General features: G+C 33.2%; 21 protein-coding genes. 9 read left to right on the forward strand and 12 right to left on the reverse strand.

Annotated features, from left to right (window positions below; all coding sequences use genetic code 11):
* Window positions 1-15: 15 nt before the first annotated feature.
* The 7 genes from FC091_RS07920 to FC091_RS07950 form a co-directional block, all read right to left on the reverse strand.
* Complete coding sequence (locus FC091_RS07920; RefSeq protein WP_138433742.1) at window positions 16-426, reverse strand: response regulator transcription factor; 411 nt, start codon at window positions 424-426, stop codon at window positions 16-18.
* A 94-nt stretch (window positions 427-520) separates the two neighbouring features.
* Window positions 521-1,141, reverse strand: coding sequence for a response regulator transcription factor (locus FC091_RS07925; protein WP_138433743.1), 621 nt, complete (start codon window positions 1,139-1,141; stop codon window positions 521-523).
* Complete coding sequence (locus FC091_RS07930) at window positions 1,138-2,910, reverse strand: tetratricopeptide repeat-containing sensor histidine kinase (RefSeq protein ID WP_138433744.1); 1,773 nt, start codon at window positions 2,908-2,910, stop codon at window positions 1,138-1,140. Before FC091_RS07930 ends, FC091_RS07925 begins: the two co-directional genes overlap by 4 nt.
* Window positions 2,911-3,315 carry a hypothetical protein gene (locus FC091_RS07935; protein WP_138433745.1) on the reverse strand — a complete coding sequence of 135 codons (405 nt, stop codon included), beginning with the start codon at window positions 3,313-3,315 and terminating at the stop codon, window positions 2,911-2,913.
* A gap of 15 nt (window positions 3,316-3,330) precedes the next feature.
* Window positions 3,331-4,410, reverse strand: coding sequence for a chymotrypsin family serine protease (locus FC091_RS07940; protein WP_138433746.1), 1,080 nt, complete (start codon window positions 4,408-4,410; stop codon window positions 3,331-3,333).
* A 16-nt stretch (window positions 4,411-4,426) separates the two neighbouring features.
* Window positions 4,427-4,711 (reverse strand): hypothetical protein, encoded by a 285-nt coding sequence (locus tag FC091_RS07945; protein ID WP_138433747.1) that lies wholly within the window; start codon window positions 4,709-4,711, stop codon window positions 4,427-4,429.
* Between the two features lie 147 nt (window positions 4,712-4,858).
* Window positions 4,859-5,044, reverse strand: a complete 186-nt coding sequence (locus tag FC091_RS07950; RefSeq protein WP_138433748.1) for a hypothetical protein — start codon at window positions 5,042-5,044, stop codon at window positions 4,859-4,861.
* Window positions 5,045-5,149: 105 nt separating this feature from the next.
* On the opposite strand from FC091_RS07950, the gene FC091_RS07955 reads away from it, so the two are divergent.
* A complete protein-coding gene (locus FC091_RS07955) occupies window positions 5,150-5,536 on the forward strand; it encodes a pyrophosphohydrolase domain-containing protein (protein ID WP_138433749.1) in 387 nt (128 codons plus the stop codon).
* Window positions 5,537-5,565: 29 nt separating this feature from the next.
* Here FC091_RS07955 and FC091_RS07960 read toward each other — a convergent pair whose 3' ends face one another.
* The gene (locus FC091_RS07960) at window positions 5,566-6,636 is read right to left on the reverse strand and encodes a branched-chain amino acid aminotransferase (protein ID WP_138433750.1); all 1,071 of its coding nucleotides are present in this window, start codon (window positions 6,634-6,636) and stop codon (window positions 5,566-5,568) included.
* A 119-nt stretch (window positions 6,637-6,755) separates the two neighbouring features.
* Between FC091_RS07960 and FC091_RS07965 the strand changes: the two genes are divergently transcribed.
* The 6 genes from FC091_RS07965 (at window position 6,756) to FC091_RS07990 (ending at window position 10,977) form a co-directional block, all read left to right on the forward strand.
* Window positions 6,756-7,259, forward strand: coding sequence for a DUF4920 domain-containing protein (locus FC091_RS07965; protein ID WP_138433751.1), 504 nt, complete (start codon window positions 6,756-6,758; stop codon window positions 7,257-7,259).
* On the forward strand, window positions 7,237-7,692 hold the full coding sequence (locus FC091_RS07970) for a hypothetical protein (protein WP_138433752.1): 456 nt from the start codon (window positions 7,237-7,239) through the stop codon (window positions 7,690-7,692). Before FC091_RS07965 ends, FC091_RS07970 begins: the two co-directional genes overlap by 23 nt.
* Window positions 7,693-8,388: a tRNA (5-methylaminomethyl-2-thiouridine)(34)-methyltransferase MnmD gene (gene mnmD / locus FC091_RS07975; RefSeq protein WP_138433753.1), complete on the forward strand. Its 696-nt coding sequence runs from the start codon at window positions 7,693-7,695 to the stop codon at window positions 8,386-8,388.
* Window positions 8,389-8,568: 180 nt separating this feature from the next.
* On the forward strand, window positions 8,569-8,856 hold the full coding sequence (locus tag FC091_RS07980) for a GIY-YIG nuclease family protein (protein WP_138433754.1): 288 nt from the start codon (window positions 8,569-8,571) through the stop codon (window positions 8,854-8,856).
* 154 nt (window positions 8,857-9,010) lie between these two features.
* On the forward strand, window positions 9,011-9,298 hold the full coding sequence (locus tag FC091_RS07985) for a GIY-YIG nuclease family protein (RefSeq protein WP_138433755.1): 288 nt from the start codon (window positions 9,011-9,013) through the stop codon (window positions 9,296-9,298).
* A gap of 773 nt (window positions 9,299-10,071) precedes the next feature.
* A complete protein-coding gene (locus FC091_RS07990) occupies window positions 10,072-10,977 on the forward strand; it encodes a TIGR01777 family oxidoreductase (RefSeq protein ID WP_138433756.1) in 906 nt (301 codons plus the stop codon).
* A gap of 16 nt (window positions 10,978-10,993) precedes the next feature.
* On the opposite strand, the gene FC091_RS07995 is transcribed toward FC091_RS07990, so the two are convergent.
* The 3 genes from FC091_RS07995 to FC091_RS08005 all read right to left on the reverse strand — a co-directional run bounded on the left by FC091_RS07995 (window position 10,994) and on the right by FC091_RS08005 (window position 14,280).
* The gene (locus FC091_RS07995) at window positions 10,994-12,838 is read right to left on the reverse strand and encodes a hypothetical protein (RefSeq protein WP_138433757.1); all 1,845 of its coding nucleotides are present in this window, start codon (window positions 12,836-12,838) and stop codon (window positions 10,994-10,996) included.
* 120 nt (window positions 12,839-12,958) lie between these two features.
* Entirely contained in the window at window positions 12,959-13,723 is a 765-nt protein-coding gene (locus FC091_RS08000; RefSeq protein ID WP_171032491.1) for an anti-sigma factor, read from the reverse strand.
* Window positions 13,724-13,725: 2 nt separating this feature from the next.
* Window positions 13,726-14,280, reverse strand: a complete 555-nt coding sequence (locus tag FC091_RS08005) for an RNA polymerase sigma factor (RefSeq protein WP_138433759.1) — start codon at window positions 14,278-14,280, stop codon at window positions 13,726-13,728.
* A gap of 126 nt (window positions 14,281-14,406) precedes the next feature.
* On the opposite strand from FC091_RS08005, the gene FC091_RS08010 reads away from it, so the two are divergent.
* The gene (locus tag FC091_RS08010; protein ID WP_138433760.1) at window positions 14,407-14,916 is read left to right on the forward strand and encodes a fasciclin domain-containing protein; all 510 of its coding nucleotides are present in this window, start codon (window positions 14,407-14,409) and stop codon (window positions 14,914-14,916) included.
* Between the two features lie 292 nt (window positions 14,917-15,208).
* Here FC091_RS08010 and FC091_RS08015 read toward each other — a convergent pair whose 3' ends face one another.
* Window positions 15,209-15,862 (reverse strand): YceI family protein, encoded by a 654-nt coding sequence (locus FC091_RS08015; RefSeq protein ID WP_138433761.1) that lies wholly within the window; start codon window positions 15,860-15,862, stop codon window positions 15,209-15,211.
* 171 nt (window positions 15,863-16,033) lie between these two features.
* Here FC091_RS08015 and FC091_RS08020 point away from each other — a divergent pair, with 171 nt between their 5' ends.
* On the forward strand, window positions 16,034-16,582 hold the full coding sequence (locus tag FC091_RS08020) for a nucleotide exchange factor GrpE (RefSeq protein WP_138433762.1): 549 nt from the start codon (window positions 16,034-16,036) through the stop codon (window positions 16,580-16,582).
* Window positions 16,583-16,662: the final 80 nt, after the last annotated feature.

A 16,662-nucleotide genomic window follows, 5' to 3' on the forward strand; every position in this document is an offset into this window, starting at 1 on the left:
CATGACGTTTAATTTTTAAGATTCAATATTGTTGAGTTGTTGTAATTTATAGATGATAGCAAAAACCATAAGGCTATCTTTTCCTTTAAGCTTTAGTTTTTTTCTAATGTTTTTGCGGTGCGTTTCTATTGTAGATTTACTAAGATTAAGTTCTTGAGCAATATTTTTATTTGGTAAGCCTTCACCTATTAGTAGTACAACTTGTCTTTCGCGATTAGTGAGGTTGTTTCTTCTATGTAAATTATTATTGAATTTTAATTTTATAGAATTTATAAGTGCCGAGACAATCTCAGGACTTTTACAGATGCATTTCATATTTTCTAACACTTCAACAAGCTCATTTGTGGTCAATTTTTTCTCTTCATTGTTAATGGTAGAGATTAGTTTTAGCAGCTGATTTTTTGCTGTTTTTGATGGATAGTACATACTTTAAAAGTATATATGTTGAGCACAAGAAAAAATCCCCTTTAATGGGGATTTTTATTAAGATAATAGAAGATTTATACTGATTAGATAATAATTAGAATTTATACTTCTTTTCTAGAGCATAGCGCATTAGTTCACCTTTTCCGTGTAGACCTAATATGCGAATCATATTTTTTCGGTGTGTATCAACTGTATGAACACCAATAAATAATTCGTCAGCAATTTCTCGAGAGGTTTTTCCTTGACCGACAAGTGTTAAAATTTCTATTTGACGTTTCGTAAGCTTGCCTTTTGCTTTCTTGTTGGTGTTGTTATCATCTTCCACTTTAATATTAGTATCAAAGTAGGTGTCGCCATTGTAGACAGAACGCACTGCCTTTAGCACTTCTTCTAAAGGTGAATTTTTAAGTAGATAGCCTGATGCGCCAGCTTCTAGCATTTGTTTGATTGCATCTTGCTGATCAAACATTGTAAACCCTAAAATATTGGTGTGAGGAAACGTTTCCTTTATTTGTTTAGTTGCAGAAATTCCATCGACTTTAGGCATCCTAATATCGGTAATAACAACATTCGGTTGTTTTAGTTTTACCAATTTTAGTAATGCTTCACCATCATTAGCGGTGCCTACAATCTCAATATCATCTTCGTATTCTAAAAGAAGTTTTATCCCATCTATTAAAGATTGATGGTCTTCTGCAATTGCTAGTCGTATCATAATGGTATATCAATTATTACAGTTGTTCCTTTAAGTTTTTCTGACTCAATGGTCATCTTACCATCCAAATGTTCTACGCGTTTATCAATACTGCTAATACCCATGCCTTTATTGGTTTTTGTCATTTGATTTGGATTAAATCCCTTACCATTATCTTCAACCATTATGTTTATAGTGTCATCATGATTAGTTAAATGAATCGTAACTTCTGAGGCTTCAGCATGTTTTATAACGTTGGTAATAAGCTCTTGTATAATTCTGAATAAGGTTAATTCTAAACTATTCTCTAATCGATTATCTAGACCATGATCAATAACCTCTATTTGTATTTTGTTAGAAGCAGATATTTTCTCAGCCATGTTTTGTACAGCTTTAAGCAAGCCTTGCTTAGCAATTACACCAGAGTTTTTAGCGTGAGCAACAGTACGTACTTTTTGATAAGCTTCTTCTATGAGCGTGTTTGTTTTTTCAAAAAGTTCTGGTGAGTCTTTATCCTTAAGAGCATTGAAATGTAGTTTTACTGTTGCCATAAGACCACCTAGATCATCATGTAGGTCATTAGCAATGCGTTGACGTTCTTTTTCTTGACCTTCTATCATGGCATCAATAGCAGTTAATTCTTGCTCTTTTAAAACAGTTGCTAATTTTTGAGATTCTATTTCTTTTTCTTGTTCTGCAAGTTTTTGTTTGCGTTTGGTGTTCTTTTGAACAAGTAAAAATGTAATACTTCCATACAATAGAACTCCTAAAGACCCGAATAATAAATTACGATTTTGAATACGTTTAGCTTCACTTTCAAGGTTATCTGCTCTAAGCTTTTCATTATCATATTTTTCTTTTATTTCTGATATAGCTATGTTCTGCTTAGTGTCATTTATAGAGTCTTTAAGCTTGTTGAGTTTGTCCAGATAAAGTGTGGCATTTTCGTAATCTTTATTAAGTTGATAGGCTTCTGCAATGTTTTGATAAAAAATCACTTTGCTCTTGGCTTCAAATTGCTTTAGTGGAATTGAGTCTGCTTTTAAGTAAAACTTTATAGCTTCATCATAATCACCCATGGCTTTGTATTGTTGAGCTTGGTTATTGTAATTGTAAGCTAAGGATTGATAATCCTTATATTTTTTTAAAACTGGGACAGCTTTTTTAGCATAATATAAGGATGAGTCTGCATCATTAAATACAGCATAATGCACCGTACCAATATTCATATAGTTTTGAGCAATTTTTAACTCATTATTTTTTAGTTTGTAAAGCCCAATGATTTTTCTAAAATACTTATTGGCTTCATTGCCATTTTCTCCATCAAGAAAGGTAGTAGCAATTTCGTGGTACACTGATATCAAAGCAAGGGTGTCGTTGTCCTTTAAAGCATAGTTTTCAAGTTCAGTTAATATAATTGTGCTGTTGACTTCTAGATTATTTTGATGACTTAAAATTTCTAATAAAAGAATATTACAATCGGCAACATCACCTTCTGCGTTAATAGATTTAAACAACTTTTTTGATTTTAGCATACACTTATATGCTACGTCATGATTATCTAGATTTAGTTGATTTTCACTAAAATAAAATAACCATGTGGCCTTTTCTCTGGTATCTAAGGAGGATGTGTCAATTTTTGTTAATGCATTTTCAATATCATTTAGGCTGCCATTTTCATAAACGGTGTAGAATTGATCAAATGCTTCACTTTGAGCATAACAAAAATCAGTAAGTATGAAACTTACTGATATTAAAGTATACTTCAGAAGAAAACTTCTAAATTTCATTTAAGGATTTCTTATTATAATACTTCCTTTTTTATGTTCAGGTTGCCCAATGTATACTTTTTTACATTTCTCGATTTCTTCTCCTTGGGTATAGAATACAAAGACAACTTTTGTGCAATTTATTTTACATTTATCAGCATGTTCAATATTTAATGTTACACGCTCAAATTTTTGATCATCAACCGCATGTATCTCTATTCTATCGTGTTCTTCGCAATAATTAGCGTGTATAAATTTTCTATCAATATAGCTATTATGTATTGTGATTTCTGTTGGTGAATTATCATTCCAATTATTGAAATTGCATAGTATGGTATCGATTCCATTTTTATAGAAAAAATATTTTGCTTTTTTCGAAACGTCTTTGTCTAAATCCATTTCAATTAATTCCCACTGGTTTGCCATAGTTTTAGTATTTAATTAAACAAATTTTTTAAAATTTATATTTTTCTCATCACGTAGATGATTGAAAATGTATTTGATGTTATTTGCGACGGATAAAGTGAAATTATTACCTGCAAAAAGTAAACCAACAGCAAAGCCATTTTGGTTAACCAAGATTGATCCAGAATCTCCTGGCTTAGTCATTAGGGTAGTCAGTAATTGATTGTGGAAAAACATAGGGTATTCTTCATTATTACTGATATTAATTGTACAGTTAATTGATTTAATTTCACCATAAGTTAACCCTGTTGTTCCGCCACATTTTTTTACCATTTCACCTATTTTAGGGTCGCCGATCCCTAATATTTCGACTAAACCGCTTCTGGTGTATTTTCCGTAATCGATTTTTATTTTGGGATAAATCTGTGCGACAGCAGCATCCATAAGATTAAAACCCTTCTGTAATATTCTTTTGTACCATATAACTTCCCCGATGACATCAAAATTTTCAGAATTATTACCATAAGTATTATATCTACTTGGATGTGTAACTCTAAAATTAAATTCATTTTTAAATCCAATCAAAACATGAAAATTTGAAAGCAAATAGGTGTGATTACTATCAGTCGATGTAAAAAAACCACCAGCTGTTCCTGACCCACCAGTTTTACCAGCATTATATGTACTTATACCACCCGTTAAGGAACAATACTTTTTTGTTGACGCTTCACCTACATATTCGCACAATCCTTTACAACACTTTACACAATCGTGTCCACAATAGTTATATAAAATTTGATCATTTTGAAAGTCTATAGAATTAGTCAATTCAACCTGAACCAAACCATTTTCGATTTCTTCAATAATACTTTTTTCAATATCAATTTGCTCAATAGCAGACTTTATAAAATCTTCTTTAATATTTACTTTATTAATATTTTGTTCTATTGTTACTTGTCCATTAGTATACCCTAGTTCAATTAGAAAGTCATCTTTAATGTAGATATTACGGCTCTTTTTAATTACCGCAGCATATCTAGTTATTCTCTTTTTACTAGAGGCAAAATATATTTCGTGACGGTCTGTAAGTCTATTATTCGCTTCTTCTTCAGTCATCAATTATAGATTTGTATTAAACCAAATAAACAAAAACAAAGACAGCCAAGGCTCCTGTTGCGGTGACATTAGGTGCACGAGATGCTAAAGTTTCAACACCATTAATTCCATTTTTTATTTCAATCATTCCAGGTATTGCAATGCTTATGCCACTAGCGCAAAAGGCACCAAGGATTTTTATATATTTATAAACCTCAGCGTGCTCATTTGTTTTGGTTAGCCATAGAAATGCAATAATGCCTAGAAGGATAAAAAGGGAGGTTAAAAAGAGTACTAACGGTTTTACAATGTAATCTTTCATGTTTGGTTGGTTTTAGTAAGTAACAATACAAAGATGCCAAGTAGGAATACATCAAAACATACCCAATAGAGGGTATATTTCTGTCTATAAGTTAAAAAATAATTGTGAACTTATAAGAAAATTAGGACAAACGACTAAAAAACGAGCTTACATTAAAAGAAACTTCACAGCGGCAATCATACCAATAAAGCCAATAAATGCAATAAGAATCCAAACAGTTCCCTTGTAGTAGGCCTTGTGGATTTTTAAATCTTTACGATATTGGTAGGCTACAGCGATAACAAAAGCTATAAAAAATAATATCCCAAAAATCAGTTGACCTGTAGTAAACATTAGTGTATTTTTATGCAAAAATAATTAAAATTAGAGCAAAATCATCAAAAAATGATAGTCTCTATTTTATTTACGAAAAAATAACAACCTTAGTTTTTATTTAATATGCAAGATAAAATTAATGCCGTAAAAGCATTTCATACCGCTTTTAAAATAGGACACAGAGAAACACCGAAAGCTGATTTAGGAATAGAAAAGAACATGCTGCGCTATAAGCTTATGCGCGAAGAAAACGAAGAATATCTCGAAGCTGCTAATGATAATGATTTGGTAGAAGTTGCAGATGCGCTAGGTGATATGCTTTATATTCTTTGTGGTACAATTATAGAGCATGGACTACAGTATAAGATAGAAGAAGTTTTTGAAGAAATTCAACGTAGTAATATGAGCAAATTAGGCGACGATGGTGAACCAATTTATAGAGAAGATGGTAAAGTCCTTAAAGGGCCTAATTACTTTAAACCAAATATTAAAGATATTTTAGAGTCATAAAAAAAGCAGCCAATCGGCTGCTTTTTTAATTATTTTACTTCGTGTCTCCAACCGTGTTTATCTTCCGATAAATTATGTTGAATACTTGTGAGTGTCTTTTTAAATAGTGAAGCATACGAATCTTCTAACTGTGGAATTTCAAAAATATCTTCAGCATGCTCAAATGCAGAAACAGGACTTATAACTGCCGCAGTACCAGCACCAAATATTTCTTTTAGGCTTCCATTTACAGCGGCTTCTTTAATTTCCTCAACACTTACAGGTCTAACCTCACATTCAATGCCTAAATCCTCAGCAAGTTGTATGACGCTTTTTCGAGTTACACCATCCAAAATTCTGTCACTAGTAGGAGCTGTAATCAATTTATCACCAACTCTAAAGAATATATTCATCGTACCAGCTTCTTCTAAATACTTATGAGTAGAAGCATCAGTCCAAATAATTTGATCAAACCCTTTTTTCTGAGCCAAACCAGTTGGGTAGAATTGAGCAGCATAGTTACCGGCTGCTTTTGCAAATCCTACACCACCATCTGCGGATCTACTATATTTTTCAGCAAACAAAACCCGAACAGGTTTGTTGTAATAAGCCTTTGCTGGCGAACAAATAATCATAAAACGATACGTTGCTGCAGGTGAAGCCGAAATAGCTGGCTCAGTAGCAATGACAAAAGGTCTAACATATAATGAGTTGCCTAATCCTGGTTTTATCCAGTCGCTTTCCATTTTCAATAAGGTTTCTAAACCGTTAAAGAAGTAATTTTCTGGAAATTCAGGTATAGCGAGTCTGGAAGCAGATTTATTTATTCTATGGAAATTTTGATCAGGTCTAAACAAAAATATTTTGTCATCTTCATCTTTATAAGCTTTCATACCTTCAAAAACAGCTTGCCCATAATGAAACACACGAGCAGAAGGTTCTATCGTCATTGGTTGGTACGGCATAATCTTTGGTGTTTGCCATTGACCATCCTCAAAATCGCAAACAAACATGTGGTCTGTAAATACACGTCCAAATGTTAAATTATCAAAGTCAACAGTGTTGATTTTAGAATTTTCTGACTTTACTACAACGATTTCGTTAGGGTTAGTTTCTACCATTTAAGAGGTGTTTTAAATTTGTGCAAAAGTACAAAATCATTGTGGTTAATAAAAGGTAATATTATCTTAAAATTCGTAATTTTGTAGTTCTATTGTAAACAATACTAAACAAATTAATAATGAAAAAATTAGTTATAATCTTAGCAATGGGCTTAGCCATTGTGTCTTGTAAAAATAATAAAGAAGTCACTGAAAACAAGGTGGAAGACATAAAAGAAGAGATCGCTTATGCCTCTTTCGGAATGGAAATAAATGATGCAGATGCGTTATCATCAGATCGTATGATGGAACATTACAAAGGCTTAAAAGCAGGTGACACTGTCAATGCTAAGATGACAGGAAAAATCAACGAAGTATGCTCTAAAAAAGGCTGTTGGATGACTTTAGACATGGGTAATGACAAGGAAGTTATGGTGCGTTTTAAAGATTACGGTTTCTTTATGCCTTTAAATGCTGAAGGTGAAGTTGTTGTAAACGGAAAAGCCTTTGTTGAAGAAACTTCAGTAGACGAATTAAGACACTATGCAGAAGATGCAGGCAAATCTGAAGAGGAAATTGCTGCAATCACTGAGCCTAAATTCGAATACAAGTTCTTAGCTGATGGAGTTCTCCTTAAACAATAAGATCCTTGCTTTTGCAGTAGTGTTGCTCTTATGTTTTAATTGTAAGGATGAAACAGAGTCAAAACCTGCTGATAAAAAGGAAAAGCCAGAGTTAATCATGCATCAGCCGTCTGAGATGGCAAATCTTATGAATGGTATGTATGCCTATAATTTGCAAATAAAACAGCAGATTATCAATGGTGAAATACCTGTGTCTATGCCTTTAGATCTTATGAAATTGCATTCCGCAGAAATGAGTAATGGTCATGCAAGAACAGCAGTTTGGAATAGTAAGGTAGATGGTTTTATAACCGCTCAGCAAATGGTTGTAGATACTTTATCTAATGTTGAATTAAAGGAGCGTTACAATACAGCAATTAATAATTGTTTGGCTTGTCATAAAACAGAATGTACAGGACCAATCCCAAAGATTAGAAAACTTTTAATTCAGTAATTGAAGCGAAAAATAATAACCACGTCAGATGGTTCTAAAACCATTCAGATAGAAGATTGGAATGAGCAATACCATTCCATTCATGGTGCTATACAAGAAGCAAACCATGTATTTATAAAACATGGTTTGCTTTTTTATTTTCAATCACGTCATCCTGAACTTGATTCAGGATCTCACCCAATCAACATTCTCGAAATTGGCTTTGGTACAGGTCTCAACGCTTTTCTCACTTTTTTAAAGGCTGAAGAGCTTCAGCAATCCATAAACTATGTTGGAGTAGAAGCCTATCCTGTGAAAAATGAAGAAATCCAACAACTAAATTATGTTGAATTAATTTCTAAACAGCATAAAGCTGAATTTGAGAAAATGCATACGGTTCCTTGGGAAGAGCAACACGATATAAGTCCAACTTTCAAGCTCGATAAACAAGAAAAATTCTTTAAAGACATCACTGATCAAAATAGATTTAATATCATTTATTTTGATGCCTTTGGTGCACGCGTTCAACCAGAACTTTGGACGGAAGACATCTTCAAGATTATGTACAGAGCCTTAAAAGACAATGGTGTTTTGGTTACTTATTCGGCCAAAGGAAGTGTTCGACGCGCTATGCAAACTGTTGGTTTTACAGTTGAGCGACTTCCTGGTCCACCTGGTAAGCGTGAAATGCTAAGAGCTCAGAAAAAGAGCTCTTAGCATTCGACTAAGCGGAACGAATCAAATGGGATGTTATGTCACTTCGAGTGATTGTGAAGCATGAACAATTGTATCGAGAAGCTTTGTAAGTTGAAACGGTTCTCGATACAAATTTCACCAGCTAGCGCAACTAAAATTCACTCGAACTGACAGTTAACTAATTTTGCGTAAGTTCAAGAAATGAAAATTTATTACGTCTATATATTAAAATGCTCTGATAATACTTATTACACAGGTTTTACCTCAGACTTATCAAAAAGAGTGTTAGAGCATAAATTAGGTAAACACTTAGATAGTTATACCTATTCAAGAAGACCGATTGAATTACTTTATTGTGCTGAATTCACAAACGTAGAAATAGCAATAGAGACTGAAAAGCAAATAAAGAAATGGTCACGTTCTAAGAAAGAAGCTTTAATTAATAATCAATTTCAGAAGCTACCAAATCTAGCTAAGAAAAAATTCTAATACCCTATATGTCACTTCGAGTGATTCCGAAGCATGAGGAATTGTATCGAGAAGCTTTATGAGTTGAAACGGTTCTCGATACAAATTTTACATGCTCTCGCATCTAAAATTCACTCGAACTGACGGTTAACTAATTTTTATGTAAGTTCAGGAAATGAAAATTTATTATGTCTATATATTAAAATGCTCTGATAATACTTATTACACTGGTTTTACCTCAGACTTATCAAAAAGAGTGTTAGAGCATAAATTAGGTAAACATTTAGATAGTTATACCTATTCAAGAAGACCGATTGAATTACTTTATTGTGCTGAATTCACAAACGTAGAAATAGCAATAGAGACTGAAAAACAAATAAAGAAGTGGTCGCGTTCCAAGAAAGAAGCTTTAATCAATAATCAATTTGAAAAGTTGCCAAATTTAGCAAAGAAAAAATTCTAACAATAACTTTATGTCACTTCGAGTGATTCCGAAGTATGAGGAATTGTATCGAGAAGTCTTGTAAACTGAGAATGTTCTCGATACAAATTTTATCTGCTCTCGCATCTAAAATTCACTCGAACTGACATCGTGGTTTTGATTTTAGTTTAAGGTTTTTAATGTATCTGATTGTCACTTCGAGTGATTTCGAAGCATGAGAAATCGTATCGAGAAGCTGTATTAGTTAAAATGGTTCTCGATAGTTCTACTGAGCTTGTCGAAGTACAAATTTTATCTGCTAGCGCATCTAAAATCCACTCGAACTGACACCATGGTTTTGATTTTAGTTTAAGGTTTTTAATGTATCTGATTGTCACTTCGAGTGATTTCGAAGAATGAGAAATCGTATCGAGAAGCTGTATTAGTTAAAATGGTTCTCGATAGTTCTACTGAGCTTGTCGAAGTACAAATTTTATCTGCTAGCGCATCTAAAATCCACTCGAACTGACATCGTGGTTTTGATTTTAGTTCAAGGTTTTAAATGTATCTGATTGTCACTTCGAGTGATTCCGAAGCTTAAGAAATTGTATCGAGAAGCTTTGTAAGTTGAAACGGTTCTCGATAGTTCTACTGAGCTTGTCGAAGTATAAATTTTACATGCTCTCGCATCTAAAATTCACTCGAACTGACATTGAACACACCAAACGTTAAATCCAAATTAAAGTCTCCTTGAAGCCTTAATGCATGTTGTATCTTTGTTACGAACTATAAATAGCTAAAGAAAACGAAACATAATGACAGTTTTAATAACAGGAGCAACAGGATTAATTGGGCAGGAAATTGTAAAACAGTGTCATAAACAAGAAATTAACGTCCATTATTTAACAACCTCAAAATCTAAATTAAGTACCGAATCCAATTACAAAGGCTTTTATTGGAATCCCAAAAATAACGAGATAGACCACAACTGTTTTAAAGGTGTATCTGCTATTATCAATTTGGTAGGAGCGAGTATCTCAAAACGATGGACGGACAGCTATAAAAAAGAAATCCTTGAAAGCCGTACTAAAACAGCGCAGCTATTACACGACACCATAAAAGCACATAATTACCAGATAGATCACGTGGTTTCTGCAAGTGCGATTGGTATTTACCCAACAAGTTTAACCAACTATTATGAGGAAGATGCTACACAAGTTTCTGATACATTTTTAGGCGACGTGGTAGAGCAGTGGGAAGCTGCTGTAGATGGCTTTAAAACCTTAGGTTGTAAACTTGCAAAAATCCGAATAGGTTTGGTATTAGCCAAAGATGGTGGTGCTTTACCAGAAATTGTAAAACCCATTAAGTTTGGTGCTGGTGCTGCTTTTGGAGATGGTAAACAATGGCAAAGCTGGATACACGTACAAGACCTTGCCAGTATTTTTATGTACGTATTGCAAAACCAATTAGAAGGCATTTACAATGGTGTGGCACCCAATGCTGTAACCAATAAAGAACTCACTAAAGCAGCAGCAAGCGTATTGCAGCGTCCTTTAATATTGCCAAATATCCCAAAATTTGCCATGAAATTAGCACTTGGTGAAATGCATATTCTCTTATTTGAAAGCCAACGCGTTAGCTCACAAAAAATAGAAAACAAAGGCTTTAATTTTACCTATGCTAATCTAAGACCTGCTTTGGAAGATTTATTGGGGTAAGTAAATATTTCCCTTATTATTTTTTAAGTGCTTTAATAATTCGATCTTCGTTAATAACTATATCTCTAAATAGAACGTACGGAAATTCATTATATTTAGATGACTTAAATGCTTCGTAAATATTTGATAAAGTTGAAGCGGTAATTAGCGAAAGATTCATTTCTGTATCCATCTCACAATCTGTAACGAAATCATCACTAAATTCTGGAGCAACCAACAAAATTTTTACAATTCTCAAGTCATTCTTCAAAGCTAGATTTTGATAAGATTTCAATTGTCTTGATACGGAGCTAAATTTATTATATCCTCTTTCTTTACTAGTCTTACACTCTACAATTATTACTTCATCATTTCCTAAGTTTAACAAGATATCCATCATATCCTTCTTAGTATTCAATTTGTTTTTGAATGCGTCATCAACATTAAATCCTAAATCTTCAAAAATTACTTTTGTAAGATCTTCAAACTTTTGACCCAATTCACTTTCCTTTACAGTAATTCCATTTTCTTTTAATGAATTAAGATTTCTGTATGCTACATTTTCGTAGTTTTCTAAGTATAGATTCTCTACATCTTTATAGTGTTCGAGAATATTTAGAATATCATCACCACGTTGTTTTATTCCGTGATCTTTAATGAATTTTGTTAAATTTGTTTTCTCTATTAAATCAAGAATATCTCTTGGTTTGATGTTATAATCCAATAAATAATCTGCTTTTAAAACAAATTCATCTTGTAGTTCAAATTGTTCTTTTATATCTCGATTGAGTTTTGGTAATGACTGATTTAATTCAGAAAGTAATTTGTCAAATCCATCTAATGAAATACCAACCTTTTCATCGCGTTCAACACTTTCAAAATGATTAATGAGACTATTAATTTTTTCATCCAAAGTGCTTCCTCGAAGATTAGAAATATTTAAACCTTTCTCACAAAGCTCATTTAAAGTTTTTTTCTTTTCGGTTAATGTTGTCTCATTCTTATAGATATTCTCAGTTAATAGGTTCGTAAATGAAACACCCTCTTTGATTATTTCTTCTATTTTTTGAGCATGTGTTAAGTTTCTGTCTATGTTGTGCTCTCTGGCTATTTGGTTAATAATTGGTGTTCGAAGTAATTTAAGAGTTCTGCGATAAAATTTTTCAGCAACTTCTTTTCCTCTCACTTTCCTAAGCATTCTAACCATTTCATCAGCAACATATACTGTGTTTTCTTTGTTAGAGTAAAATATAACACCAATATTTTTTAAATCTTTAATTACATCCTGAACATCTAGCTTTTTGATTGGAACAATTGAGTAGTTTATTAATTTAATCTCCTCTTGTGATAGACCCAACTGTTTTGATAATGTCAATATAATAGATAGCTCGTCAGACGTGATTTTAGGATCTCTGTTATTTTCAATATCGTTCTTATAAGCAGTTTGTAAACATTCTTTATAAATTTTGTAGTCACGTTTGCGATTTAGACTTAAATCGGATTTTTCATCTTTAAAATCTACTTCAAGAGCTTTAATTCTTCCTTTTAAATGTTTAACTTCTTTGTCATACAGTCTAGAAAACCAATCACTTTTCATTATACAATTCCCATCTCTAATGATTATATCAATTAGTATATCGAGTTGAGAAGTAATTTCTTGAAACTCACATTTTATATGCTTCTCAAATTCCACTGAAGTTAAAGCGAAAATTTTAGAAATATTTTGACTGTCAACCGACTTTAATCCCTTGTCAGAGGTGCTTAATATTTTTTCAATTTCTTTATGATTCCTTGGATTGTTAGAAATTATATTATCAATTATTTTGATGAATGAGTTTTTTTCAATTGAGCCGAGTTTGTCTAAAATTTGTTCTAACTTCATGAATTAACTTTTGAGATTTTATGGTAGATAATTATTGATTTTAAAAAGATTTCAATGATATTCTACTAAAATAGAAAAAAATGAAGCTAATTTTATACGTAACTTCACGTATTTTTCAGGCTAATTGAGGTAGACGTTAGTCACTAATTGCGATACGGTTGGGTGGTCATTACCACCAGCAGGTTCAATGGTAATGTTTAGGGATTCGGCATGGTCTATGTAGTTCATTGCCATAAGGTTTTGGTCTTTGGCAATCACTCCCATGTTTATCATTTCGCCTTCTACATCTGCCCACATTTGGTAGTCGTGTTCAGCATCTAATTTTGGTAAGCGCTCTGTGTTAATTACCACAGATTTGGTGCTATGATTTACGTAGCTTACCACTTTACCATCTGGCATTAAGGTATTGCCTTTTAAGACGTACTGTTCAGTATCAGGATGTGCTATGGTACTAAAGAGTGCAATGTCGTTGTCTATTTGTTTGTTGAGCTTATCGTTTAACTCGGTTTTTTCGGTTTCAACCGTTTGTAACTGGTCTTTTACCTCGTTTAATTCGTTATACATCCAAAAGTTACCAAGCATTAATAATGCAGCTACACTGGCTGCAATACCTAAGTAATATTTAAGGTTGGTGTTACTCCTATTGTTTTTAGTGTCTTTGGCTTCTCTAATATCTTGTATTAATTGGTATTTAATACCCTTTGGCGGCTCAATGGCATTTTCTAAACCAAGGGTTTCAAAGTCTTTTTCTATAGCATCAAACTGCGCTTTTAGTTCGGTATCAAACGCTAAGACTTGCTCAATCTGTTCGCACTCTTGCGCATTGAGTTCACCAAGCAGGTATTGCTCTAATAGTCCGTTATCTAATATCGTTTTCTTATCCATCATCACAGCGCATTTAGTATTAGTAAAAGTACACTTAGGGATTTGGTATAGGCTTTTCGCAATTGCTTTAAAGCTTGGCGCACATAAGATTTAAACGTGCCAAGTGGCACATTCATCTGCTGGTGTGCTTCCTTATGCGTTAAGCCTTTAAAATATACCAGTTCTATAGCTTCTTTATGGTGTTGCTCTAACGTGGTTATAGCACCATTAAGTTCTAAATACCTAGCGTCTATACTAATAGCTTCTTCTTTACTATCATATACACTAAAATCATCGGTTTGGATGAGTGGTTCTACTTTTCTGAGAAAATTTAACGTTTTGTTCCTAGCAATTCTAAATATCCAAGTATAAAAACGGCCTTTGCTAGCATCGTAGCTTTCGGCTTTATCCCAAACGGTCATAAAAGTATCTTGGAGTAAATTTTGGGCTTTGCCTTCGTCGCGTACCATTTTTACAATAACACTGTAAATAGCGCCAGCATATTTGTCGTAGAGTAACGATAACGCAAGCTCATCCTTGTCTTTGAGTTGTTGAATAAGAAAGTTATCGTTCTGCATTAATGTTAAAGATTTCCCAAAAATAAAGGCTTGCTCATCCAGTAGTATCAAGCCTGTGTAAATATAAACGAAAGCACTTCAAAAACGAAATAAGTGCAATAGTTTAACCAAAAATTTAAAAAAATCATGAAAAAGTTAGTATTTGTTTTAATGACAACTGTAGCCTTAACATTCTCACAAAAGACTGTGGCGCAAGAAACCATTGTAGACGCAGCAGTAGGCAATGAGAATTTTTCAACTTTAGTTACAGCTTTAAAAGCAGCAGAATTAGTTGAAGCCTTACAAGGTGATGGTCCTTTTACCGTATTTGCACCAACCAACGATGCTTTTGCAAAAATCGACAAAGAAACTTTAGGCAACTTATTAAAGCCAGAAAACAAAGAGACCTTAACTAAGATTTTAACTTACCACGTTGTGCCAGGAAAATTAATGGCTAGCGATGTTGTAGCTGCTTTAAAGAAAAACAAAGGAACAGTAGAGGTAAAGACATTAGCAGGAGAGATCTTAACTGTAATGCAAAAAGATGGAAAAATCTGGTTGAAAGACCAAAAGGGTAATTATAGTGAGATTACTGCGACAGATGTAAAAGGTAGCAATGGTGTAATACACGTCATTGATACTGTAGTAATGCCGTAATATGGTTTTAGTGTTAATAGTTAGCGCATTACTACAACGTTATTAATCATTGTTTTGGTTGATGATGGTTGATTAATAGCGAGGCAATTTTAGAGATAAGATTGCTATGGAGAAGAAAAGCACTTACGGAAACGTAAGTGCTTTTTGTATGTTATAATAGTTTATATATCACTTCGAGTGATTGCGAAGGATGAGCAATTGTATCGAGAAGTCTCGTATTGTAAAATAGTTCTCGATACAAATTTTATCTGCTGTCGCTGTTAAAATTCACTCGAACTGACGTTTCTATACCTTAAGCTTTATTAGCCACAAGATTTACAGTTAACTCAATATCATCATTGATAAACTTATCACCTAAGTCATCAAAAAACGATTTAGAACCATACTTTACGTTCCACTTAGAACGGTCAATAGTAAAAGTCTCACTTCTTAAAGTCATCTTGTCACCATCGATAGATGTTTTAACTGGGAAACTTATGTTATTTGTTTCACCCTTCATCGTTAAGTTACCAGATAACATAGTTTTTCCATCTTTGGTTTCTAAACCAGTAACTTCAAACTTTGCAGTCGGAAAACTTTTTGCATCAAAGAAATCAGGACCAGACAAGTGACCTTGCAAGTTTGCATTGTCTTCATCATCTTTAGGAATATCCGTTACAGCGATAGTTGCCATATCTATAATAAAGTTTCCACTTTCTACAGAACCATCGTTTACGGCAACAGTACCTTCTTTTATATTGATTGTTCCTTCGTGCGATCCTGTAGGTTTAAAACCTTTCCACATAATAGTAGAATTATCAGCATCTGCTCTGTAAGTTACAGCAGTAGCTTCTGCCACAGCAGCTTCTTCAGCGGCTTTTGTTTCTGCTTCTTCAGCTTTGTCTTTACAGCTAGAGAAGGCTACAAATGCTACTAAAGCGGTAATTTTTAAAAATTTTGTTTTCATGTTAGTGTTTTTTAAGAATATGTTTGTTTAAAAGCAAAGTTAAGGATATAGCTGCTGCTAGTATTATAAAAAAATGTTAATGACATTTTGACATTATTATAATAATGGCAGTACTTTTGCAACCCTAAATCGTAGATTTAAAATTCAGATTCAAAATAAAACAAACTCACGATGAGTAAAAAAGATAAAAATAAAGAGGTTGAAGAGCCACAAATAGACGATACTGCAACAGCAACTGCAGAACAAGAGCAAAAGGAAGAAAAAACTGCTGAAGAACAATTACAAGACCAACTAGCAGCTGAGAAAGATAAATTTATGCGTTTGTTTGCTGAGTTCGAAAATTATAAGAAACGAACCAATAAAGAGCGTATAGAATTATTTAAGACGGCTAGCGAAGGTGTAATGCTCGCTATGCTACCAGTTTTAGACGATTTTGAGCGTGCCTTAATGCATATTGAAGAAGATAAAGAAGCTGAAGAGTTGCGCAAGGGAGTCCTATTAATTTACAACAAATTACTAAACACCTTAGAGCAAAAAGGCTTATCTAAAATTGAAGTTAACAAAGGTGATGCCTTCAATGCAGACGATCATGAAGCGGTAACCCAGATACCAGCTCCAAGCGATGATTTAAAAGGAAAAATCATCGATGTTGTAGAGCGTGGTTATAAGCTTGGTGACAAAGTTATTCGTTTCCCAAAAGTGGTTATCGGACAGGCTTAGTAGATAAAATATTAACGGTTCGTCAGTTCGATTGATTTTGAGGGGCGAAAAATTGTATCGAGAACAATAAAAGACACCCA

The organism is Winogradskyella algicola (assembly GCF_005869935.1).
Lineage (GTDB): Bacteria > Bacteroidota > Bacteroidia > Flavobacteriales > Flavobacteriaceae > Winogradskyella > Winogradskyella algicola.